20 protein-coding genes are annotated in these 25,438 nt (G+C 30.4%); 17 read left to right on the top strand and 3 right to left on the bottom strand.

The window, feature by feature from the left end; genetic code table 11:
* Positions 1–49 precede the first annotated feature (49 nt).
* On the top strand, positions 50–2,311 hold the full coding sequence (locus tag ACULEV_RS03640) for an acyl-CoA dehydrogenase family protein (RefSeq protein WP_445457317.1): 2,262 nt from the start codon (positions 50–52) through the stop codon (positions 2,309–2,311).
* A gap of 81 nt (positions 2,312–2,392) precedes the next feature.
* On the opposite strand, the gene ACULEV_RS03645 is transcribed toward ACULEV_RS03640, so the two are convergent.
* On the bottom strand, positions 2,393–3,529 hold the full coding sequence (locus tag ACULEV_RS03645) for a hypothetical protein (protein WP_445457318.1): 1,137 nt from the start codon (positions 3,527–3,529) through the stop codon (positions 2,393–2,395).
* 32 nt (positions 3,530–3,561) lie between these two features.
* On the opposite strand from ACULEV_RS03645, the gene ACULEV_RS03650 reads away from it, so the two are divergent.
* Both ACULEV_RS03650 and ACULEV_RS03655 read left to right on the top strand, forming a co-directional pair.
* Positions 3,562–4,671: an acyltransferase family protein gene (locus ACULEV_RS03650; RefSeq protein WP_445457319.1), complete on the top strand. Its 1,110-nt coding sequence runs from the start codon at positions 3,562–3,564 to the stop codon at positions 4,669–4,671.
* Positions 4,672–5,069: 398 nt separating this feature from the next.
* The gene (locus ACULEV_RS03655) at positions 5,070–7,334 is read left to right on the top strand and encodes an aconitate hydratase (protein ID WP_445457320.1); all 2,265 of its coding nucleotides are present in this window, start codon (positions 5,070–5,072) and stop codon (positions 7,332–7,334) included.
* A 52-nt stretch (positions 7,335–7,386) separates the two neighbouring features.
* Here ACULEV_RS03655 and ACULEV_RS03660 read toward each other — a convergent pair whose 3' ends face one another.
* Positions 7,387–8,052: a hypothetical protein gene (locus ACULEV_RS03660; protein ID WP_445457321.1), complete on the bottom strand. Its 666-nt coding sequence runs from the start codon at positions 8,050–8,052 to the stop codon at positions 7,387–7,389.
* A 291-nt stretch (positions 8,053–8,343) separates the two neighbouring features.
* Between ACULEV_RS03660 and ACULEV_RS03665 the strand changes: the two genes are divergently transcribed.
* From ACULEV_RS03665 to ACULEV_RS03715, 11 genes are all read left to right on the top strand, one after another.
* Positions 8,344–9,750, top strand: a complete 1,407-nt coding sequence (locus ACULEV_RS03665; protein ID WP_445457322.1) for a glycogen synthase — start codon at positions 8,344–8,346, stop codon at positions 9,748–9,750.
* 3 nt (positions 9,751–9,753) lie between these two features.
* Complete coding sequence (locus tag ACULEV_RS03670) at positions 9,754–11,016, top strand: glucose-1-phosphate adenylyltransferase (protein WP_445457323.1); 1,263 nt, start codon at positions 9,754–9,756, stop codon at positions 11,014–11,016.
* 1 nt (position 11,017) lies between these two features.
* Positions 11,018–12,925, top strand: coding sequence for a 1,4-alpha-glucan branching protein GlgB (glgB, locus tag ACULEV_RS03675; RefSeq protein WP_445457324.1), 1,908 nt, complete (start codon positions 11,018–11,020; stop codon positions 12,923–12,925).
* Positions 12,926–12,971: 46 nt separating this feature from the next.
* Complete coding sequence (locus tag ACULEV_RS03680) at positions 12,972–15,392, top strand: glycoside hydrolase family 31 protein (RefSeq protein WP_445457325.1); 2,421 nt, start codon at positions 12,972–12,974, stop codon at positions 15,390–15,392.
* Between the two features lie 310 nt (positions 15,393–15,702).
* Complete coding sequence (locus ACULEV_RS03685) at positions 15,703–17,064, top strand: HNH endonuclease (protein WP_445457326.1); 1,362 nt, start codon at positions 15,703–15,705, stop codon at positions 17,062–17,064.
* A 152-nt stretch (positions 17,065–17,216) separates the two neighbouring features.
* The gene (locus tag ACULEV_RS03690; RefSeq protein ID WP_445457327.1) at positions 17,217–18,341 is read left to right on the top strand and encodes an alpha/beta hydrolase-fold protein; all 1,125 of its coding nucleotides are present in this window, start codon (positions 17,217–17,219) and stop codon (positions 18,339–18,341) included.
* Between the two features lie 114 nt (positions 18,342–18,455).
* Positions 18,456–19,211, top strand: a complete 756-nt coding sequence (locus ACULEV_RS03695) for a DJ-1/PfpI family protein (protein WP_445457328.1) — start codon at positions 18,456–18,458, stop codon at positions 19,209–19,211.
* 318 nt (positions 19,212–19,529) lie between these two features.
* Positions 19,530–20,384: a lysostaphin resistance A-like protein gene (locus tag ACULEV_RS03700; RefSeq protein WP_445457329.1), complete on the top strand. Its 855-nt coding sequence runs from the start codon at positions 19,530–19,532 to the stop codon at positions 20,382–20,384.
* Positions 20,381–20,740 (top strand): cupin domain-containing protein, encoded by a 360-nt coding sequence (locus ACULEV_RS03705; RefSeq protein WP_445457330.1) that lies wholly within the window; start codon positions 20,381–20,383, stop codon positions 20,738–20,740. The genes ACULEV_RS03700 and ACULEV_RS03705 overlap by 4 nt, the downstream gene beginning before the upstream one ends.
* Before the next feature lie 144 nt (positions 20,741–20,884).
* Positions 20,885–21,610, top strand: coding sequence for a DUF6794 domain-containing protein (locus ACULEV_RS03710; RefSeq protein ID WP_445457331.1), 726 nt, complete (start codon positions 20,885–20,887; stop codon positions 21,608–21,610).
* Positions 21,611–21,773: 163 nt separating this feature from the next.
* Positions 21,774–22,505 carry a hypothetical protein gene (locus ACULEV_RS03715; protein WP_445457332.1) on the top strand — a complete coding sequence of 244 codons (732 nt, stop codon included), beginning with the start codon at positions 21,774–21,776 and terminating at the stop codon, positions 22,503–22,505.
* 271 nt (positions 22,506–22,776) lie between these two features.
* Here the strand turns inward: ACULEV_RS03715 and ACULEV_RS03720 are convergent, their stop codons facing one another.
* Positions 22,777–23,667: a winged helix-turn-helix domain-containing protein gene (locus ACULEV_RS03720; RefSeq protein WP_445457333.1), complete on the bottom strand. Its 891-nt coding sequence runs from the start codon at positions 23,665–23,667 to the stop codon at positions 22,777–22,779.
* 111 nt (positions 23,668–23,778) lie between these two features.
* Here ACULEV_RS03720 and ACULEV_RS03725 point away from each other — a divergent pair, with 111 nt between their 5' ends.
* The 3 genes from ACULEV_RS03725 to ACULEV_RS03735 all read left to right on the top strand — a co-directional run bounded on the left by ACULEV_RS03725 (position 23,779) and on the right by ACULEV_RS03735 (position 25,438).
* Entirely contained in the window at positions 23,779–24,324 is a 546-nt protein-coding gene (locus ACULEV_RS03725; RefSeq protein ID WP_445457334.1) for a hypothetical protein, read from the top strand.
* Positions 24,325–24,670: 346 nt separating this feature from the next.
* The gene (locus tag ACULEV_RS03730) at positions 24,671–25,207 is read left to right on the top strand and encodes a DUF2975 domain-containing protein (RefSeq protein ID WP_445457335.1); all 537 of its coding nucleotides are present in this window, start codon (positions 24,671–24,673) and stop codon (positions 25,205–25,207) included.
* A gap of 3 nt (positions 25,208–25,210) precedes the next feature.
* Positions 25,211–25,438 (top strand): helix-turn-helix domain-containing protein, encoded by a 228-nt coding sequence (locus ACULEV_RS03735; protein ID WP_445457336.1) that lies wholly within the window; start codon positions 25,211–25,213, stop codon positions 25,436–25,438.

The following is a 25,438-nucleotide window of genomic DNA, read 5'->3' on the forward strand; positions in this document are numbered from 1 at the left end:
AATTAGAGTTTTACAAAAAAATCAAGATTAATTTAAGTATTAAATTATTATGGATAATGCCAAACTACGAGCTTTTACACCACTTTTTTACTTAGTATGGTCTGATGATCTTTTAACGCAAAAAGAATTTACAACATTAAGAGATTTCATAACTTCACAAAGTTGGCTTTCAGAAAAAGAACAACAGTTTTTACTTTCTAAAGTGGATGTTTCAAATCCTCCATCACGAGAAAATATAAATAATTGGAAAAAAGAGCTTGAAGAAATAGTTCAAGTAAATCCTGCAATTAATTCCATTTATGATTTAGTAAAAGTCTTATCAAATAATGATGCAAATATTGACAAATTAAAGCCTTCTTTTGCAAAAATTGAAAATGATTTAGGTTTTTTAGGAGAAGAAATAATCAGTACTTTCAAAAGCACAACGAATACACTAACCACTAAAAACACAACTCATACCAATTTTGATGTTAGTAAATTAACTGGTATTTTAGATGGAAAACAAGCAGCAATTATAAATAAAGTAAAAGCTGTAATTTCTAAGCCAGAGTTTGCTTACCAATCAGAAACAGATAATACGGCTTATAGAAATAAAGTGTATGAATGGTGTAAAATTTTAGCAAAAGAAAATTTTGGAAATAAGGCATATCCAAGTGAATATGGAGGTGGAGATAATATGGCTGACTATTTTGCAATTATGGAAACGCTAAGTTATCATGATTTGAGTTTAGTAATCAAATTTGGAGTACAATTTGGATTATGGGGAATGAGTGTATACTCTTTAGGAACTGCTAAACACCATAAAAAATATTTAAAAGATATTGGAACCTTAACACTTCCTGGTTGTTTTGCTATGACAGAAACCCATCATGGTTCTAATGTAAAAGGCTTGGAAACAACAGCAACTTATAATCATTCCAATCAAACTTTTACTATACAGACACCACATAAAAAGGCACAAAAAGAATATATAGGTAATGCTGCATTACATGGACAAATGGCAACCGTTTTTGCTAAATTAATCATAGATAATCATGATTATGGTGTAAATGCTTTTATCGTACCACTAAGAGATACTCAAGGCAATACTTTAACAGGAATAACTATTGGCGATTGTGGACCTAAAATGGGACTTAACGGAGTTGATAATGGAACTATTAGTTTTAATAATGTAGTCATTCCTAAAGAAAACATGCTAGATCGTTTTGCTACCGTAAATAAAAAAGGAGAATTTGAAAGTCCAATTCCAAGCGATAATAGACGTTTTTTTACCATGCTAGGAACTCTAGTTGGTGGTCGAATTGGAATTCCACGTTCTGCACTTGCTGCAGCTAAATCAGGCTTAACAATTGCAATTAAGTATGGAGATCAACGACGTCAATTTGGTCCAGAAGGTGGTTCTGAAGTTCCAATTTTAAATTACCGAATACACCAACGTAGATTATTACCCCATTTAGCAAAGACCTACGCAATTCATTTTGGTTTACAGTACCTTACAAGTCGTTTTCTATCTAAAACAGATGAAGAAATACAAGAAATAGAGGCATTGGCAGCAGGAATGAAATCCTATTCTACTTGGAGTACCAGAGATATTTTGCAAGAGTGTAGAGAAGCTTGTGGTGGAAAAGGCTATTTGTCAGAAAACAGAATAGATGCACTAAAAAATGATACTGAGGTTTACACTACTTTTGAAGGAGACAACACTGTATTAATGCAATTAGTAGCTAAAAATCGTTTATCTGAATTTAGAAAATCATTTGGAGAAATGGGTTCTTTAGGAATCATTAATTATGTTTACCAAAATGCTAAAACAGCTGTTGCAGAAAAAAACCCAATTATAACAAGAAAAACAGATGAAAATCATTTGTTAGATATGGAATTTCATTTACAAGCCTTTCAATATCGTGAGAAAAGCATTTTAGCTTCAGCAGCTAAAAGAATTAAAAAATTAATCGATAGTGGTTTGGAGCCTTATGATGCTTTTAACGTAGTACAACATCACATGATTGATGTAGCACAAGCCTATTTAGAACGGGTAACAATCGAACAATTTCAAATAGCAATCGAAACAATTGAAGACGAGTCAGTTAAAGCTATCTTAAGTAAATTGGCCCAATTATATGCGCTTTCTCAAATAGAAAAAAATAAAGCTTGGTATTTAGAAGAAGGTTATATGGAAAGTGTAAAAACTAAAGCCATTCGGAAAATGGTCAATCAATTATGTTGGGATATTCGTCCAAATGCTATTGCCTTGGTGGATGCTTTTGCAATTCCTGATAGTTGTTTAGCAGCACCAATTGCTTTTCAATAATTTTTACCCTAATCTAGTATATTCTCAATCATTTCCGTAAGCATTCTTTCTCGTGAATGTAATAAGCAAATTAATGAAAATTTATTGTTTAATCTTTTTATCTAATTCAGCATCATAAAAAAACAAAAACATACTTCCCATCATATCTTGGTTAATGTTAGAAGTATTATCAACTTCCAAAACCAATTCGTAATCATGATTGGCATACAACCATATTCCTTCTTTCGAACTAAAAGGAGCTATTTCAATTAATCCTATTTTATCCTTATAATTAGAAATGGCACTTTTAAAAATGTTTTGATTCATTGTTTTGTCATACAAAGCAATTGAAGTAGCAAAAGGATGCACATGAATAGCCGAAAAATGCAAACGTAAACTATCTTGTAAATCCAATTGTTCGCTAATCGAACTATGGTAAGTATTTTTTCCTTTTGGAATAACCCAATGTCCAGAAAGCATATTACCTTTTTTATCCATATAACTATGGTTTTTAGTTTCCACAGGAATACATTGGTTACTTCCAGGTGACAAAGGTCCTTCAAAAGGATTATTTTTATTGTAAGGCAATTGAATAAAAACTGTTTTACTTAGTAAAGGTTTTTGTGTACCATTATATTTTTCATGAGTAATAGTTACTTCATGCTTAATTTTTTTTAAAATAGAAGGGTAATTGTGGTTCAAAGCCTGAGAAGTAATGTATAAATAATCGCTTCCTTTTATAGGAACACCGTAGCCTTCTGGATAGTTATAGCTTTCAAAACCATTAGATAAAGAAGTCAATCGTGGATATTGTTTGCCAATACGCTCTTTTAAATCCCAATTAGTATAATAATTTACATCATTAATATCAACATTCATATGGCAAATGAAATCATTTGAAATAGACTCATTGGTTTTTGCATCAACAGCTTTTACCTCAAAACCAGTAATCCACAATAAATCTTCATTAGGACTTAATTGTATGTATCTAGATGATTTCGGACCTTCCATCGATTTATAAATTTCATCAATAAGAAAAGTAGGAGATAGCATTTTATATTTTTGGTTTTGTTTACCAATTTCCCAATTGTTATCTACTAAACCAAAGGTGTACAACAACTTGGTTTTTACAATAGCTTGGTGTCTATTTGATAAAAAAGAATAAACGCTAATTCCAAAAACACTTGAAATTATAAAAGTAAAGGCTAAATATTTATATATCTTTGATTTTCTAATCATCCTACAAAATAATAAGAACAAAAATAAGCGAAATGAATAAAGAACTGCAAAATAATCAAAGAATCTTTGGTTTAGATGTTGTTAGAGCAGTAGCAATTACTTTGGTTTTGTTTTCACATGTTTATTACTTAATAGATAGCACCAATCCATTTCTTATTTCAATTAGCGGTTTGTTTGGTTTTACAGGAGTCGAATTGTTTTTTGTTTTAAGTGGTTTTCTAATTGGTTCTATCTTATTAAAAATGTATGTTGCCCATCATTTTTCTAAAAAACAAGTATTAGTTTTTCTAAAAAGAAGATGGTTTCGCACTTTGCCAGCTTATTATTTGGTTTTAGTGCTAAATATACTACTCGCTATTTACTTAGGATATTCCATTGAAGGATGGTGGAGATATTTTTTATTTCTCCAAAATTTTTCAAGCTATCACATCATTATTTTTACAGAATCGTGGAGCTTATCCATAGAAGAATTTACTTATATCTTAACTCCTTTAGTGCTATTTTTTGTAGGTAAATTTTTTCAAACAAATAGAAAGAGGAGCTTTTTATTTGTAAGCCTTTTGTTGCTTCTTTTTTTTAATGTAATGCGTTATATTTATTATTTAAATAGTTCAATAACAGATATGGAAGCTTGGAATCTAAACATAAAATCATTAGTTATTTATAGAATAGATGCTATTGTAATAGGTTTTGTAGTTGCTTGGTTACACTATTATTATAAAGATGTATTGAGAAAATATGCTTTTTATGCTTTTGTAATTTCAGTACATTTATTTTTTCTCCAGTTTGTTGTTTTTAATGTCTATGGTTTCGATATAAATACAAAGCCTTTATATTTCAGAGTTTTTTATTTCACTTTTTCAGCTTTTACCTTTGCTTTAGGTTTACCAATATTTGTATATTGGAATAAAGCCAATATTAAAATAACAAAAGCTGTTGAGTTTGTAAGTAAAATTTCTTACAGTATATATTTATTACATTATAGTATTATTACAGTTTTACTGAAATATATACTAAATGAGTTACAAATTTCCATTTCTGCTTCCTTAATTGTAGTTATCTATATTTTCATTACAATACTCTTTTCTTATCTAATGTATCGTTTTTACGAAAAACCAATGATGAAATTAAGAGATAAATAGAAAAGAGTCTACAAAACATTTAGTTACATCTGTTCTAGTTAAAACATTATATAAAATATAGAGAACTTATTTTATTTTTAAAATCATAAAAAAGTAAAATTAAGATAGTATTTGAGGTAAATTAAAAAACTTTTAAAGCATATTCTTTGTTTTTTCTAAAACAAGCCTACTATAACGTTTTAGTATTTTTGAGAATTTAATAATTTTTGATTCTTAATTTAAGAATTTAATAAAAAAAGATGCATTTATTCTTTTTTGTTGAATATTTAGTACTAAAATAGAATGTTTTTAAATAATATTTCTTTGAAAAGATGCTTTTATTAAAAATTTTTAAATCTCATTAAGATTCATTAAATTTGTATCACTTTTAAAACTAACAAAAAATAATTTATAATAGTATGGCATTTGATATTGAAATGATTGAAAAAGTGTATGCAACTATGGCAGAACGTGTGGATAAAGCACGTGAATTAGTTGGTCGTCCACTTACCTTATCTGAGAAAATTTTATATTCGCATTTGTGGGAAAAAATGCCTACGCAAGCATTTACTAGAGGAAAAGACTATGTTGATTTTGCTCCTGATAGAGTAGCTTGTCAAGATGCGACTGCACAAATGGCCTTATTACAATTCATGCATGCAGGTAAAAAAACAGTTGCTGTTCCTACAACAGTACATTGTGATCACTTAATCCAAGCAAAAGTAGGTGCAGATGCTGATTTGACTCGTGCAAAATCACAATCTAGTGAAGTTTTTGATTTTTTGTCATCAGTTTCAAATAAATATGGAATTGGTTTTTGGAAACCAGGTTCAGGAATTATTCACCAAATCGTTTTAGAAAATTATGCATTTCCAGGTGGAATGATGATTGGTACCGATTCTCACACAGTTAATGCTGGTGGATTAGGAATGTTAGCAATTGGTGTAGGTGGTGCAGATGCAGTTGATGTAATGTCAGGTATGTCTTGGGAATTAAAGTTTCCAAAATTAATTGGAGTTAAATTAACTGGAAAATTAAACGGATGGACAGCTCCAAAAGACGTTATTCTTAAAGTAGCTGATATTCTTACTGTAAAAGGTGGAACTGGAGCAATTGTAGAATACTTTGGAGAAGGAGCAGAGTCTATGTCTTGTACTGGTAAAGGTACTATTTGTAACATGGGAGCAGAAATTGGTGCAACCACTTCTACATTTGGTTATGATGATTCTATGCGTCGTTATTTAAATGCTACAGATCGTCAAGATGTTGTAAAAGCGGCTGATAAAGTGGCTTCTTATTTAACAGCTGACAAAGAAGTATATGCTGATCCAGCGCAATATTTTGATCAATTAATAGAAATTAACTTATCAGAATTAGAACCACATATTAACGGACCTTTTACACCAGATAGAGGAACTCCAGTTTCTAAAATGAAAGAAGAAGCTGCAGCTAATGGTTGGCCAGTAAAAGTAGAATGGGGATTAATAGGTTCTTGTACAAATTCTTCTTACGAAGATATGTCTCGTGCAGCATCAATTGTGGAACAAGCGGTTGCTCACGGTATTTCTCCAAAAGCAGAGTTTGGTATTAATCCAGGTTCAGAGCAAATTCGTTACACTATAGAAAGAGACGGAATTATAGCTACTTTTGAAAAAATGGGAACTAAAGTATTTACCAATGCTTGTGGACCATGTATCGGTCAATGGGACAGAGCTGGTGCTGAAAAAGAAGAAAAAAACACTATCGTTCATTCGTTTAATAGAAACTTTTCAAAACGCGCTGATGGTAACCCAAATACTCATGCTTTCGTAACATCACCAGAAATGGTTGCTGCTTTAGCAATTTCAGGAAGATTAGATTTCAATCCTTTAACAGATACATTATTAAATGACAAAGGTGAAGAAATTAAATTGGTTCCACCAAAAGGAGATGAATTACCAAGCAAAGGTTTTGATGTTGAGGATGCAGGTTTCCAAGCTCCAGCTGCTGATGGTTCATCAGTGGAAGTTGTTGTTTCACCTACATCGGAACGTTTACAATTGTTAGCTCCATTTGCACCATGGAATGGTAAAAATATTACAAATGCTAAATTGTTAATCAAAGCTTTTGGAAAATGTACTACAGATCACATTTCTATGGCAGGTCCTTGGCTACGTTTCCGTGGGCATTTAGATAACATTTCAAATAATATGTTGATTGGTGCTGTAAACGCATATAACCAAGAAACAAATAAAGTTAAAAATCAATTAACTGGTGCTTATGATGCGGTTCCTGCTGTGGCAAGAGCTTATAAAGCAGCTGGAATTTCTTCAATTGTTGTAGGAGATCATAACTACGGAGAAGGTTCTTCTCGTGAGCATGCTGCAATGGAGCCACGTTTTTTAGGAGTGGAAGCAGTTTTAGTAAAATCATTTGCTCGTATTCATGAAACGAATCTTAAAAAACAAGGAATGTTAGGTTTAACATTTGCTAACGAAGCGGATTATGATAAAATTCAAGAAAATGATACTATCAATTTCTTAGATTTAACAGAATTTGCTCCAGGAAAACCGCTAGCTATAGAATTCGTTCATGAAGATGGTTCTAAAGATGTAATTTTAGCAAACCATACCTATAATGAAGGACAAATTGAATGGTTTAAAGCAGGTTCTGCACTAAATTTAATTGCTGCAGGAAAAGCTTAATTTTTTAATATTTTTATAAGAAAAGCTCCAATTTTTTGGAGCTTTTTTTATTTTATCTAATTTGCTGAATGGTGAAAAAGCAATCTTCACTTGTTCCTAAAATTGTGATTGAGGCTAAGTCACTTAAAATTTCAAAAATTATGGTATCATTAATATCTAATTCTACTAAAGTTGTAACCTGTCTAACTGGTGGTGTAACATTTATACCGAGTACACTAATATTTGCAAAACTATTCCTATTTATAATGGTGCCATTTTTTGTAATAGCAATTCCAAAATTAGTTGCAACACCTACTGTAGTATTGGCTTTAATTTGTGCAGAAATAGAATAAATTCCATCTTGTTTAGCAACATAAGTATTTGTTGTGGTATTAAATTCAGAATTACTATCAAATTCAGTAAGATTAAAAGGAATTTTGACTCTATTTGATAATAAATTTAAATCAACAAGTGAGCTACTTGAAAACTGTCCTTTAATTACTGTTTTAAGATAACTATTAACAACTGTTTTTGATGATATTCTTTTTGAATTTCCCATATTATCGACTACCAATATGGAATCCTTAGCAGCCGATTCGTTACTTGTAATTTCTGTTGTTCTTATTCTTAAATCACCATTAATATCTAATGTTCTAGTTGGATTTGTAGTTTCTATGCCTATTTGAGAAAATAAAAAATGTGTAGCTAATAGATGTGAATACAAAGTAATTTTTTTCATATTCGTAATATTTAAATTAGGATAATATCAAATTTAAAAACGATTAATGTTAATTTATTATAGTTTTATTGCGTATAATGTTAATATTTTAAATATTTAATTTTTTAAAATTCATTAATACTTCAAAATGTTCTATTCTTAGTGTTTTTTAACTTTAACCATATATAAATAGAATATTAATAAATTGATAAAATATTCGTTCAAAAGAAGCTTTTTTAATAGAAAATAGGCTTTTTTATTTTCTTTTTCTTAATCAATTTTAGGGTAAAAAATTGTAATTTAACAAAAAAAATGGCAATAATTCACGTAGCTGCTGAATGCTTTCCTGTTGCAAAAGTAGGCGGTCTTGCAGATGTTGTAGGAGCATTACCTAAATTTCAAAATAAAAATAATCAAAAGGCAGAAGTGATAATGCCTTTTTATAACTTGCCTTTTACACAGAAAAATAAATTTAAAGAGATTTATAAAGGTGAAGTTCCTATAAGTGGTACAAATTACACATTTAGAGTAGTAAACCTTTCAAAAAAATCTGAGTTTACTATTAATTTTATTGATATCCCAGAGTTACTGTACACAGAGTATGTGTATTCACAAGATGATACAATTCGTTTTTTAGCTTTCCAAATTGCAGTTCTAAAATGGATTTCAAGTTGGGAAAACAAACCAGAAATAATTCATGTTCATGATCATCATACGGCTTTAATTCCTTTTATGATGACACAATCGTATCAATTTGATGTATTAAAGAATATACCAACAGTTTTTACCATTCATAATGCACAATATCAAGGATGGTTTTCACATGAAAAAGTAGGTTTAATTCCAAAATTCGATTTCTCAAAAGTAGGATTACTCGATTGGAATGGAGAAATCAATCCTATGGCAACAGCCATAAAATGTGCTTGGGCAGTTACTACAGTTTCTCCATCATATATGGAAGAATTAAAACATAAAGCAAACGGATTAGAAGATTTACTCAAACATGAATCAGGAAAATGTATCGGTATTTTAAATGGTATTGATACCGAAGTCTGGAATCCTGAAACAGATGAATATCTTAAAAAGAATTATAAAAGAACAAATGCTATTTCAGGAAAAAAAACAAATAAAAACTGGTTATGTGAGCAATATGAATTCGATAAAAATAAACCATTAATTGCTTTCATTGGTCGATTTGTTCATGATAAAGGTTGCGATTTATTTGCAGAACTTTTTACAAGCTATTTAAAAGAATTAGATGTGTCTATATTAATTTTAGGTTCTGGTGACACAAAAATTCAAGAAGATTTAACCAATTTGAATGCTATTTTTAGAGATAAATACAAATATGTTGCAGGATATAATGAAGCTTTATCACATGTTATTTATGCTGGTGCAGATTTTTTATTAATGCCTTCAAGAGTTGAACCCTGTGGTTTAAACCAAATGTACTCACTTCGTTATGGAACTATTCCTATTGTAAACAATGTAGGTGGTTTAAAAGATACTATTATAGATTATCGTAGACCAGATGGTTTTGGAATTGTTATAACCGAATCTAATGTGTTAGAAATTAAAAGAGCACTTGATGAAGCGGTTCAATTATATGACAATCAAGTTTTATTAAAACAAATTAAAAACCAAATAATGAAAATTGACCATTCTTGGTTAGCTTCTGCAAAAGAATACCAACAACTATATAAAAAACTAAAAAACTAAATTATGTTTTCAGAAAAAGTCGTATCGATTATTTTAGGAGGAGGACAAGGTTCTCGATTATATCCATTAACTGATAATAGATCAAAACCTGCAGTACCTATTGCTGGTGAATATAGATTAGTAGATATTCCTATTTCTAATTGTATTAATTCTAATTTTAAGAGAATTTTTGTGTTAACCCAATTTAATTCTGCTTCATTAAATAGACATATAAAAAACACTTATCATTTTAGCTTTTTTAGTTCAGCTTTTGTAGATGTATTAGCTGCAGAACAAACTCCTATGAGTCAAAAATGGTTTCAAGGAACAGCTGATGCGGTAAGACAAAGCATGCATCATTTTCTGAAACATGATTTTGAATACTTTTTAATTTTATCGGGTGACCAATTGTACCAAATGGATTTCCAATTAATGTTAGATAATCATATTGAGAGCAAAGCAGAAATTTCAATAGCGACGATACCAGTTAATGGAAAAGATGCCACTTCTTTTGGTATTTTGAAAACTGATGCTAGTAATCAAATTACTTCTTTTATCGAAAAACCAGCAAAAGAATTGTTGTCCGATTGGAAATCTGCAGTAAGTCCAGAAATGAAAGAAGAAGGTAGAGAATATTTAGCTTCAATGGGAATTTATATTTTCAACAGAGAATTGTTAGTTAAACTAATGGAAAATCCTGATACTATTGACTTTGGTAAAGAAATAATTCCACAATCTATCCATAAAAATAAAGTGGTAAGTTATCAGTTTGAAGGGTATTGGACAGATATAGGTAACATCGAATCGTTTTTTGAAGCAAATTTAGGTTTGGCAGACGATTTTCCAAAATTTGATTTATATAATAAATCGAAAACAATTTATACAAATGCAAGAATGCTACCTACTTCAAAAGTGTCTGGAACACAAATGTATAAAGCAGTTGTTGCATCAGGATGTATTATAAATGCCGAAAGAATTGAATATTCAGTTATTGGAATTCGTTCCAAAATTGAAAGAGGATCCATAGTAATTAATACTTACATGATGGGAAGCGATTTTTATCAAGCTTTAGAAGAAATATTAGATGAGTCGGTAGTAAATATGGGAATTGGTAAAAATTGTTATATTAAAAATGCCATTTTAGATAAGAATTGTTGCATTGGTGACAATGTAAAGATTGAAGGTGGTTCACATTTAGAGGATATAGATACAAAAACTTATACAGTAAGAGAAGGAATTGTAATCATTAAAAAAGGAGCGGTAATTCCATCAAACTTTACTATATAATATGGGAAATGTTGTTGCATATAGCCTTTTTACAGATTTTGACATTAATTTATTTAAATCGGGCAAGCATTATCGTCTTTACGAAAAGCTTGGTTCACATTGTGTAGTCTTAGAGGGACAAAGCGGAACTTATTTTGCAGTTTGGGCACCAAGTGCAGAAAGTGTTTCGGTAATAGGCGATTTTAATTATTGGAATGAAGAAGAACATAAATTAAACGTAAGATGGGACGCTTCTGGAATTTGGGAAGGCTTTATTCCTCATGTAGGAAAAGGAAGTACTTATAAATATAAAATTCATTCAAAAATAACTTCAGAAAATATAGAAAAAGCGGATCCTTTTGCAAGAAGATGTGAACATCCACCAAAAACAGCTTCTATAGTTTGGGAAGACAATTATAATTGGAAAGATGAAAAATGGTTAAAAAATAGATGGGAAAAGAATAGTTTAAAATCGCCCTTTTCAGTGTATGAAGTGCACTTAACTTCTTGGAAAAGAAAAGTAGAAGAAAATCGTTCTTTATCTTATTTTGAATTAGCAGAAGATTTAGTACAGTATGTAAAAAAAATGAACTTTACTCATGTAGAGTTTATGCCCATAATGGAATATCCTTATGACCCTTCATGGGGTTATCAAATAACAGGTTATTTTGCTCCTACCTCTCGTTTAGGTTACCCAGAAGAATTTAAATATTTAGTAGATAAGTTTCACGAAAATGAAATAGGTGTCATTTTAGATTGGGTGCCTTCTCATTTTCCAGAAGATGCTCACGGTCTTGGAAAATTTGATGGCTCATGTTTATATGAACATCCCGATTTAAAGAAAGGTTATCATCCCGATTGGAAAAGTTTAATTTTTAATTATGGTAGAAATGAAGTAAGAGCTTTCTTAATTAGTAATGCTCTATTTTGGTTAGACCACTATCATATAGACGGTCTTCGAGTAGATGCAGTTGCTTCAATAATTTATTTAGATTATTCTAGAGAAGAAGGAGAATGGGATGCGAATATTTTTGGTGGAAACGAAAATTTAGAAGCCATTAGCTTTGTTAAAGAATTAAACGAAACTGTGTATTTAAATTATCCAGATGTACAAACTATTGCAGAAGAATCTACAGCTTTTCCTATGGTTTCAAAACCTACATCAATAGGTGGTTTAGGTTTTGGAATGAAATGGATGATGGGTTGGATGCATGATACATTAAACTATTTTAGTAAAGACACAATCTATCGAAAATACCATCAAAACGAAATTACTTTCAGTTTGGCTTATATGTTTACCGAGAATTTTATGCTTCCTTTATCTCATGACGAAGTAGTTTATGGTAAAAAATCTATCATAGGTCGAATGCCTGGTGATGAATGGCAACGCTTTGCCAATTTGAGAGTGCTTTATGGCTATATGTTTACACATCCTGGAACAAAATTACTATTTATGGGAAATGAAATCGCACAATATGAAGAATGGGATTTTCAATCTAGTTTAGATTGGAATTTACTAGAATTCTTTCCGCATATTAATTTTCAAAATTATATCTCAGATTTAAACCTTCTTTATAAAAAAAATAATGCATTGCATGATATTCCTTTTACCCAAGACGGTTTTGAATGGATTAGATATGATGATAATGAAAATAGTGTAATGTCATATTATAGAAAAGGAGACAATGAAAAAGATAAATTAATTGTTATATGTAATTTTTCTACCAATACGCTTAGAGATTATAGAATAGGTGTTTCTCAAGAAGGAATTTTGGAAGAAATATTTAATAGTGATGCTTTTAAATATGGAGGAAGCAATGTTGTAAATGAAATTCCCATTGCAACTGAAGCCGTTTTATTTCACAATCAAACGTTTTCGTTCATAACTTCTTTACCTCCTTTAGGAATTTCTGTTTATAAGTACCAATAATTTATTATTTTAGAGAAAATTAAAAATGATTGTAAAAAAGTAAGTCATGATTTTAAATACAGAATTAGAACATAAAGGAAATATTTTTCCAGATAAAATAGTATCCTTTAAAAAAGATGTCGATAAAATTTACTTTTATACAGCTAATAATGTTGTTTTACAAGTTACAGTAATAAGAGATAGTGTATTGCGTTTTAGATTTACAACTGTAGGGTCATTCAGTAGAGATTTTTCTTATGCTATTTCACCAAGTGCTAGTCGTGGTTACAATTTACTTGAAATTAATGAAACTACAGAAAGCTATGAAATAATTACTTCAAAAATAATCTGCGTTATTTCTAAAAAAGATTTAAAAACAGTATTATATGATGCAGTCGATAAAACATTAATTTGCCAGGATGAATTAGGGTTCCATTGGGAAGAAAGCTACGAACTAGGAGGTGATATTGTAAAAATGTCTAAACATTCAGAAGTAAGCGAAAGCTTCTATGGTTTAGGAGATAAACCATGTCAAAATAATTTAAAAGGAAAACGATTTGAAAATTGGGTTACAGATTCTTATGCTTTTGGGAAAGACACCGATCCTATTTATAAGGCAATTCCTTTTTATATAGGACTACATTCTAAAAAATCCTACGGAATTTTCTTTGACAATACCTTTAAAACCTATTTTGACTTTTGCCAAGAACGCAGAAGTGTAACCAGTTTTTGGGCAATGGGCGGAGAAATGAATTATTACTTTATTTACGGACCAGAAATGAATGATGTAATTGCAAATTATACCGATTTAACAGGTCGACCAAAGCATTTACCACCTTTATGGGCATTAGGGTATCACCAATGTAAATGGAGTTATTTTCCAGAAGCAAAAGTAAAAGAAGTAACCAGTAAGTTTAGAGCATTAAAAATTCCTTGCGATGCAATTTACTTAGACATCGATTATATGGAAGGCTTTAGATGTTTTACTTGGAATAAAGAATATTTCCCAAATCCAAAGCAAATGGTAGCTGACTTAGCCGAAGACGGATTTAAAACAATCGTAATTATCGATCCAGGAATAAAAATAGATCCAGATTATTGGGTCTTTAATGAAGGATTAGAAAACAAATATTTTTGTAAAAGAGCAGATGGACCTTATGTAAAAGGAAAAGTTTGGCCAGGAGAATGTTATTTCCCCGATTTTACAAACCCAAAAGTTAGAGAATGGTGGGCAGGATTATTTAAAGAATTAATAGAAGAAATAGGAGTAAAAGGAGTTTGGAACGATATGAATGAACCAGCAGTAATGGACGTTCCAGGCAAATCATTTCCAGATGATGTAAGACATAATTATGACGGTTCAAACTGTAGTCACAGAAAAGCCCATAACGTCTATGGCATGCAAATGGCTAGAGCAACCTATCACGGATTAAAAAAATTCTCCTATCCAAAAAGACCTTTTGTAATCACAAGAGCTGCTTATTCTGGCACCCAACGTTATACCTCAACTTGGACAGGAGATAATGTAGCCACTTGGGAACACTTACAAATTGCAAATGCACAAGCACAAAGAATGAGCCTTTCTGGCTTCTCATTTGTAGGTTCAGATATTGGAGGATTTGCAGAACAACCTAACGGAGAATTATATGCAAGATGGATTCAATTAGGCGTTTTTCATCCATTTTGTAGAACCCATTCTTCAGGCGATCATGGTGATCAAGAACCTTATGCATTTGGCACAAACATAACCGACATAGTTCGTAAATTTATTGAAATTCGTTACCAATTATTACCATATTTATACACAGCATTCTGGAAATACATAGAAGAAGGAATTCCTATAATAAAATCATTAGTAGTATACGATCAGGAAGACCAGCAAACCTATTTTAGAAATGACGAATTCATTTACGGAGATAGCATTTTAGTATGTCCTATAGTAGAACCCAATTCCAAAGGAAGAAGAATGTATTTCCCAAGAGGGAAATGGTATAACTTCTTTGATAACGAATTAATCCAAGGAGGAGAAGAATGTTGGGTAAATGCAGATATAGACACCTTGCCTATATTCGTAAAAGAAGGAGCTATAATTCCAAAATATCCTATCCAGCAATATGTAGGAGAAATAGAAATTACCGAATTAAAACTAGATGTTTATTATAAACTAGGAAAAGAATCCTCCATGGTGTATGAAGACGGTCAAGACGGTTACGATTATATGAAAGGGCGTTACAGCATTCGAAACTTTAATTTAATAGGAAAAGAAGACACCTTAGTTATTCAGCAATTCAAATCAGGCAAGTTTAATACTTCTTACGAATTTATAGAGTTAAATATTATTGGATTACCTTTCGAAAAAGGAATAGTAGAAGTAGACAAAGAAATCATCGATTATTCAGCCATTCAATCTAACCTTGTAAGAGCCAGAAAAGACTTTACAGAAATAAGAATTTACAACAAATATTGCGAAATAGATTTAAAACCATAAACAACCTTTCTTTTTTTAGTAGAAGCACACACAAAGTATTTCAGTACTAGCATCACCCGCTATCCACTATATCTTTGCTTTTTTAAAAGAAAAAGCAAAGGATGCCGTTCCTATCGGGGCTATAAAAGTACGTTTGACTTTTTAGACACAATTTCAAAAAGAGTATTTGAAATTTGTAGCAAATTATTAATATATTTGAGATTAAATAATATATGTGTTTGTTACACATATCTACCCAAAATAGGATGGCGTTGTGGGATTTTGTCGCATATATAAATGAGTTAGTAGTTATTATCCAGAAAGAATCCTTATGAAATGTATATTTTGCGACAATAATTTAGATAATTCGGATGAACATATAATTCTAAATAGCTTAAATGGAAAGCTACACTCAAAAGAAATTATATGTTCTGAATGCAATAATTTTTTTGGTTTACATTTAGATAATGTTGCTAAAAAATTCTTTAATACGATATTATTAGTTTTTCAATTCAAAAATGCTTCGGGTGAAATAGCTGAAAATTTAAAAGGGGAGGATAAATTTTTATTTCAAAAAAATCTAACTCCAAAACAAGTTAAGTTAGATATTTCTGAGTTCAAATCTCAAGGAAAACGTCTAGTTTCTGTTTCCGGGAATCCTAAAGACGCAATGAAAAAGTTTGAAAAACTTACTAAAACTTTAGAGGATACTGGGTCAAAAATCATAGCTAAATCAATTGAAGAAAGTACAAAAGGAGTTCCCCTTAGAATCAAGGTTGATTTTAAAACTAATTCTGAAATAAATATTTTATTAAATAAAATAGCATTAGAATATTGTCACTACATAAAAATGACAGACTTAAATACAAAAGATTTAGCCCTGAAAGTTCGAGTTCTTGATAAAACTTTGTCAAATGTTTTTTATTGCAATCTTACTGAAGAAATTAGAAAATTTTCTAATGGAGAAATAACACATTGCATTTTTTTAAAGAAAATAGAAAACAAATTAATTGTCTATATTGAACTATTTAATGTCATTTGTTCAGTGATTGTGATTGACGATAATTATATAGGAGAGGATATTGAACATCAATATTATCAAAACGCAATAACAGGTGAAAAAATGGACAGTGATCTCGGAATCAACTTAAATGAAATAAAAAAGTTAGTAGAATCTAAACCAGAAAACATTGTTGATTTTAATCCATTGGCTAATAAATTATTTTTAAGAAAAAGAGATAAAGATTTTAGTGATAAAATTGATTTTGAATTAAACTCAATAGCAAATAGATTACAAAATGAGTTAAAGAACAAACAAATTACACAAAAACAATTTGCTGAAAAATATATTGACGAAAGTACTGAAATGATTGCAGAACTTTCAATTGAAAATCCTTATTTAATGGACGACGTGGACGATGCTAATAATGATGAACTTAATTATTATCATTCTAATATTAGAGCAGAGCAATTTGAAGAATTCTCCAATAAATATAAACAGTTAATTGGCAAAAAAGTTAACTATGAGAATGACAAAACTTATCTAATTGAAGAGTTTTCACAAGCACCAATTGCAGAACAAAATGGGATAAAAATAAATAGATTGTACATTTGTTTATTTAATGGTTTCAATAGAATATACATACCATACAGAGAGTTTTTTGAGGGAATAAGCGTAAAATACAACTGCTAACAGCTACTAACAGCTACTGCAAGGGATTTGAGCAACAGACTTAATGGAAAGTTGCTTTTGTATTTGGGAGATTTGGCAAATCAGAATAATGGGCTTAATTTAGTCCCAGAACGTTGTAGAACATTGAGAAATTTCAATAAAAAATCAAACCTATGAAGTCATTATACATTTTTATTATGTGCTGTTTTTTAAATATAATATGTATAGCACAAGAAAATAACTCCCAAATTACTATTGGTGCTCATCATACTATTAAGTCTTCCATATTAAATCAAGAAAGAATAATTCAAATTTATACACCTGATGGTTATTCAGATTCAAAGCAAGAATATCCAGTACTTTATATTTTAGATGGACAATGGTATTTTTTAAGTGGTGTAGCAATTCAAAAAGCCTTACGCACTCCAAGTGCTATTCCAGAAATGATTGTTGTAGGTATCAATAATAGTAATCCATTAAGAAGAACATTATTTGGGGATGAAAATAAAAAATTTACTGATTTTTTAATTAATGAAGTCATACATTATATAGATTCAAATTACAGAACAAATAAAGAACGTGTCATTTTTGGTTGGGAAGCTGCGGCTTACTATATAAGTGAATTAATTTTAGAAAAGAGTGAGGTTTTTAATGGAGCAATAATAACTGATGGAGGTTATGCTTCTGAAGACATAGTTAAAAAGTTTTCTTCAAAAAAAGATATTTACCTATTTATGGCTAACTCCAGAAAGGACATTTATTATATCGGTTCAACTGAAGCGTTCCATGAAATATTGAAAAAGAACAATCCGAAGAATCTTATTTGGAAATATGATTTGTTTAATGATGAAGTACATGAAACCTTAGCGCATTTAGCAATATATAAAGGGTTGAAATACTACTATTATAATTATGACTCACCAGTTTTTGAAAGTATACAACAATATATTGATTTAGGCGGAATGGATTACCTGACTACTTATTTTAAAGAACGGGCAAAACGATTTGGTGGTGATGACCGTATAGATGACAACACAAAAAATGGATTAATTTGGTTAGCATGGAACAGAAATAATTTTGAGTACTTTAATTTTTTCATGACTGAATTTAAAGATGTTTTAGGTACAAAAAGATATGCTTCTGCCTATTGGCAAAATCGTTTCGGGCAGTTTTATTTAAATCATAAGGACTACCAGAATGCTATTAAATACTTCAAAGCAGGGCTTGTCCAATATCCGAATTCAAACTTTGAACAAGAAATGCGACAGGGTTTAATGGAATGCAACAAAAAAGAATGATGGATTCATTAAAAGTAAAGTGTAAAAACGTTCTACAAAATCGTGTATAGCACATGCTTTTTGGGACACGTGCCATACACACACCGTTACCCACAATACAAAAAACAAAATTTAATGACAAAATTTAGAACTTTAATAATATTGATTTTTGCAACTATTATAATAGGTTGTAACTCTGACAAATCAAAAAATAATCTAGAAAGTGAGAATATAAATCACACCGAAAAGAAAACCGACACGCTAACAAAACACCTAAAACCATTCAAAGCAGATTTACCCACAATTGGACTTTTGATGTATAACGGAGTTCTGCAAAGCGAAATCATCGCAACATCTGACGTTTTTGCAAAACCTACAGAAGATGGAAAACAACTTTTCAATGTTGTATCAATAGCTGAAACTGAAAATCCAATAACAACGGAAGAAGGAATGCATTTTGTTCCTGATTATACTTTTGAGAATTGCCCTAAATTAACAGCTTTATTTATTCCAAGTGCTTATGATATGTACGCACAAGTTCATAATGACAAAATTGTGGATTTTATAAAAAAGAAAAACCAAGAAACAGAATTTACTGTGAGCAATTGTGCAGGAGCACAATTAATCGGAAAATCAGGAATTGCAGACGGACACAAAATCGTTACATGGATTGGTGGTGGAGAACAATTACAAAAAGAGTATCCGAATTTAAAAGTCCAAAATGACAGTTTAGTAACTTTTGTCGAGGATGGAAAATTTAGTTCCTCAAACGGAAATTTAGCGAGTTACATTGCTGCATTAAATTTATTGGAAAAAATGACCAGTTCCCAACATAGAAAGTTTGTAGAAAGTTATTTGTATCTCGACCGACTTCAAAAATGGAAAGAATAAGTACTGTGGATAATCTGCTTTGGCTCTTTTTACTTATTCATACTTAAAATAAAACCAATCTGGTGCTCGTTTGCAACGAGTACCCACTTTCTATTTGAAAAGAAAATAAAGTGTTTGCAACGCACTAAGTTATACCACAACTTACTTCCTCTATTTACGGTTTCCTATAAAAATTAATAAAAACATTCTTTTATCTCCAACTAGTACTCATTTGTAGCGCTACCTACTTATTCATACCTAAAATTGAACTTTTCAATTTTTGTAACAATTTAGTATTCTTTCCGTCAAATCAATCAATCAATCAATCAATCATCAAGCATGAATCAATCAATCAAAAAATTTTTGTATTTCCCCATTACAAAAATTATCTTAGGAATTAGTATTTGTTTATCACTCTTTGTCGCAATTCAAAATTTTATTTCAAAACCACTATTGTACAACTTAATTCAAGATAAAAATATTGCTGATCCATTAATTCATATTATTTCATTTTTTGTTTTATTACTTAGCTATTATTTTCTATTCCGTTTTTATGATAAAAGAGAAATAAAAGAACTTTCTACAAAATATTTAGCCAAAGAAATGTTTGGAGGTTTTACGGTTGGATTTTTAACCATTACATTGTCCATTTTTATTTTATACTCATTAGGATATTATCAATTTATTGGCATATCAACAGCAAATTATCCCATAAAATTATTTACAACTTTAGTAGTTGCAGCATTAATTGAAGATCTTTTTATAAGAGGATTAATTTTACGTGAATTAGAAAATTGGCTTGGCACTCACATTGCCTTGGTAATAATTATGCTAATTGAAACATCACACTTTTTTAACCCTAATTCAAACCTTTTTAGTCTTTTTACAGATTTGTGTTGGGGTTTTACTATGTCTATGCTTTTTATTTATACGAAAAGAATTTGGTTGCCCTTTTTCTTTCATCTTGGTTGGAATTTTGCCCAACCTTTTTATGGTTCAAACCTCACTGGATTAAATGATATGGGAACTATTATTCAATCAAGATTTGAAGGTCCACTTTTATTTACTGGTGGTGCTGTCGGTATTGAAGGTTCTATTATAACTGTTCTTTTTTTATTATCAATCGGTATATTTTTATATTATCGATCTAATAAAGAAGGAAAAATAATCAAAAGAAAAACTATTAAATTATGAATTTAAAAAACGAGTTATTAAATGTTGATAAATATTTTTCTCCAAGAATAATAGGAGAAGTAAATGACCAATATATTAAGGTAGCAAAAATAAAAGGGCAAGAAATTCCTTGGCATAATCATGAAAATGAAGACGAATTATTTTACATTATAGAAGGGTCATTGTTAATGGAAATTGAATTTCAGGAAGATTTTATTATGCAAAAAGGCGATTTTTATGTGGTAAAAAAAGGAATAAATCACAGAGTTTCATCTACAGAAGAATGCTTAATTATGCTTATTGAATCAAAAACTACTGAGCATACTGGAAAAGTTAAATCGGAAATTACAAAATCAATTGACCAGCAAAAATATTAATTAAAAAAATGTAGTAGAAAATAATACAAATGTATCCGATTTGGTATTTTGAAGTTTTATAGTAATTTATTTTTATATTTGAGATTAAATTATATGTGCCATTTGTCGCACATATAAATTAGTTGCCAGTAATTTGAAAACACATTGAAAATACTAATAATTTTATTTCTGACTTTGATAATTTATTCTTGTAATGGACAAGAACAAATTCCAAAAGAATTGAAATTCTCATTTGAATATCTTAATGAAAATTGGGATTCAAAGGAAATTGATGTTTTTAAAAATATTTCGGAAAATGATTCAACAACACCGAGAAATTACCACTTCGGAATTGGAATGTATTTAAGAAACAATCTTTTAAGACATCACGAGAAATCAGAAAATCTGACTAAATTTTTTGACTCAATTGGAATTCATCATTACGATGAAATGTCTTCAATAATTCTGACTTCTTATCATAGATATTTAAACAATCAAGATATAGAGTTACAATCTCAAGTTGACAAATATGAGGAATATTGGAAACCAATAATTGAGTGTAACAAAAATCAGAAAATAAAAGCGGTTGAACTTTTTAATAAATACACAGTTGGAGATACATTAACCATAAAAATGCCAGTTAGTGAAAACAATAGTGTTGTAGATTTCCCTTGCTCGAATGGAAATTTAGAATGGGAATTTGATGAATCCAAAGACCTTTCCATTAGCGGAATAATTACTGACAAATACAATATTAATAGCGAAACTAATGTGTTTTTTAAAGTAAAAGTTTTAAGTAAAAATCATCCTGATACAGAAATTATGATGAGAGAAATAAATGTAGGAGATGAATTTGATTTTGGACTTTCAACAGCGTGGAAAATAAAATAAAAAACTACTGACAACACCGTGTATAGCTGATTGAAACTGAAGTTCTTAGGCTAAAGTTAGTGATTTTTTGCTAACTTTACTTCTTAACCGAAAACTTCGGATATTTAACCACAACAAGCCATACACGAGAAACCGTTACGTACAACCCTTTTAAACAATAAATATGAATAAACTTTTAATTTTGGGATCTTTGTTAATTTTGATTTCTTGTGGAAACAAAACAAATGATAAAAACGTTGAACAAACAAAAGATACATTGATATCTAAAATTAGCGACAAAGAACAATCAACAAGTTCTACAATTGACACCATAGAGATAAGAAAGCACGAAACTTTTAATGAAAATATTGATTCAATTCCCGAAGTTCTAGAACCTTTTATTCCGAAAAATTATTCTGCAATTAATATATCATCAGGAGATGCTAATCTTGATGGTTTAACCGATAAAATATTAGTTCTTAGAAAAAATACTGAGGAAACAACTTCAAATCATGCCGAGGATAAACCTGACAAACGACCTTTATTGTTATTATTAGGACAACCAGACAATTCATACAAACTCATATATAGAAACGATAATGCTGTTTATTGTATTGACTGTGGTGGAGTATTTGGAGATCCATTTACAGGAACAACAATTAAAAACGGTTACTTTTCCATTGAACATGGAATTGCAGGTGGACAGCATTGGGAGCAAGTGGTAACATTTAAGTATGACCGATCAAAGAAAAATTGGTTTCTTTATAAAGACCATTATGTAAGTTACAAACTAAACGAAAGTGACGACCCAGATGCAGAGGCTTTAGTCCTTGATGTTGACAATATGGAAACTTCAAAAGAATTTGGAATTATTTCCTTTGAAAAATTCAATATTTACAATGAAGATGGAAATTAGGGTAGCACATAACCGTCGTTTGGCAATATGACGGGTTTAGATTGAACTTTTGTAATAATATTGGTTTTTGTGCTTCGATTTTCCGCCTGAACGTAAAGCCCCGAAACATTAGCAGAAATATTAAAAACGCATTCCTATGAAATATTAAATATCATTTATAATTGGAATTATCTTCATTTTCAGGAGACTTTACTAAGAAGCCACTTCAAAATTAAGTACACTTTGCGAGAAATGAAGGATAATTCTTTTAATGATAGGTCAGCCTCGGGTCTTAAGAGCTAACTTCAAGCTTATATCCCTTACTGCGTATAACAACAATGTTAATATTCGGATCAAGCTCTAATTTTTTTCTAAGTTTTGATATGAACATATCCAAACTACGCCCCACAATAACACCTTCATCCTCCCATATCTCTTTTTGCAGTCGGCTTCTCTCTATAGTCACGTTAGGGGATAGTGCGAAAATGAGTAGCAGACGCGTTTCAGTTCCAGTAAGATCTATGGTTTTTTTATTTATTAGTAGCTGCCGTTTCTGTACATCAAATAAAACCGATCCAAAAGTAAATATCTTGTTATGCTCCTCTTTAGGTAAGGCTCTCTGTGGCTTAACTGATATCAAAAAAACAAAGCCAACAAATGCTAATAATGATAGACCGCCCAAAAAATATTTATTTCTTGCTGTAATTATGCCATTCGGTTTAAATTTAATGTTAATCATATAACATGCAATCGGTTGCTTTCTTCCTCTACAAGCTACAATATCATCTTTTTTATTTTTGGATATAGCATATCCATAGGCTACACTAGAATTAACACAGTTAAGTACGTTAACAACATAATCTCGTGCAAACGGGTCTTTGGCCAACAAACGCTGAGTCGTATTCACCAATGAGTCAGCTTGAAAGGTAAGCTTATTCTCAAAGCTGATTTGATATTCATTTTCAGTTATCTTTTTTATTGGAAGAACTCTTGATGTACTATCGCCCGATTGTAAGAGTAGTTCGTGTCCAATCCTGCGGAGTAAAACTTCCCTTCTGGATATATCAAAATCGTCACTATCCTCTGTACTTAAAGCCACATAGATTGCAGAGATAAATAAGAGTAATACTAACCCGAACAGATATTTGCGTCTTTTAGAAAAGAGATTTCGACTAAGAGGCATAGTGTAAAGTTTTTATTTACAAAGTTTACATTTTTTTTTACAATCCAAATAACTCAAGCCTAAAAATATCAAACTAAATTCGTAGAATCAATTTAAAAAGATATGAAACATATGAAAAAAACCATCTATTTTCTGATAGCACCATTGGTTGTGGTGTGCGGACTAGTATTTGCTAATCGTGAAATTAAAAATGAAACTAAGCCATCCCCAAAGCAGTTGTCGATTGCTGACAGGAAAACCGATCTGGATGAAAGGAAAAAATGGGAGGCTTCACCTGACGGTATAAAGTACAAAGAATGGGAGGTTTCTCCTGAAGGTAAAAAAGTGCATGCCAGTTATGAAAAAATAAAGAAATCCATCAAGGCTTTCACCAATATGGAGGCCGTGGTAACCTCCGTTACTTTTCAGCGCAACGGGAAATCATCAGGAATAAAATGGCTTATAGTTAGGATTAATGACGAAGAATATATGATGCAATTTAGTCCCAAGGATTTTGAGCATCTAAAAAGCTTGAAAGTTAATGACAAAATAATTGTAAGAAGTCGCAGCGCAGGGCTTTCTCCTAATCATCCCTATTTGATTATATCGGGCGACTATATTGCACGAAATAATAAGGTGCTTTTTAAACGTGACTTTAGCAAAAATAAAGGTTGTTGAGGTAGGTGTCGCTAATGGCTTAAAACCAGTTTTGACATCTCAAAAAAACGCTAATGAATGTTCAAGAATCTCCCGTAGAGATATGGAAACACTAGCAAAAACATTAAAAGCCTGCAAATCACCAATTGCAGGCTAACCCAGTAATTCTCAAAATGTTTTTCAAGAATAATTATGGATATTGGATTGATAACAATTTAGTGCTTGATGATTTCCAAAAACAATTTACTGCGATAGAAATTAGCAATTAAAATATAAGTTAATAAAAATTTATTGTAAAAAAATCTATATTTATTGTTTATCAATAATTATTTATTATATTTGGACATAATTTTAAACTTAAATAATTATGTCAAAAACAAACAACTTCGTATTTTGGGGCTTATATAGTATAGCCTGGATTATTTTTGTAGGCTTGTCTATTGAAGCAGGAGGCTTAATAGTAAATTTTGTTTTCAGCCTTTATAACCCTGAATTTGTCCAAAATCTTTATCAAAAGTTGGACTTAAGTGAAATGTATAAAGAGAGTAGATTAGCTTTTTTCGGTGTCTATAGCTTTATTTTAATCATTTCAATTTTAAAGGCTTGCCTATTTTACACAGTTATCAGACTAATGCACAAAATGGATTTGTCAAAACCGTTTAATGCATTTGTTGCAACAAAAATTTTACAAGTTAGTTATTTTACCCTTTCAATTGGATTGTTAAGTCACATTGCCAGACAGTTAGTTGAAAGTTTAAAGCATCACGGTTTTGTTCCCGACAACTTAGACCAATTTTGGGCTGACAGTCAAGCATTTATTTTAATGGGAGCTGTTATATATATTATTGCGACTATTTTCAAAAAAGGAGTAGATATTCAAAACGAAAACGATTTAACTGTTTAAACTATGTCAATAATTGTAAACTTAGACGTGATGATGGCAAAGCGAAAAATTTCTCTGAATGAACTTTCTGAAAGAGTTGATTTGACATTATCTAACCTTTCCATTTTAAAAACAGGGAAGGCAAAAGCAATTCGTTTCAGCACTTTAGAATCAATTTGTAGAGCATTGGAATGCCAGCCTGGTGATATTTTAGAATATGCAAATGACGAAAAAAAGAACAACGAACGCTAA

It is taken from the genome of Flavobacterium sp. HNIBRBA15423, assembly GCF_052655965.1.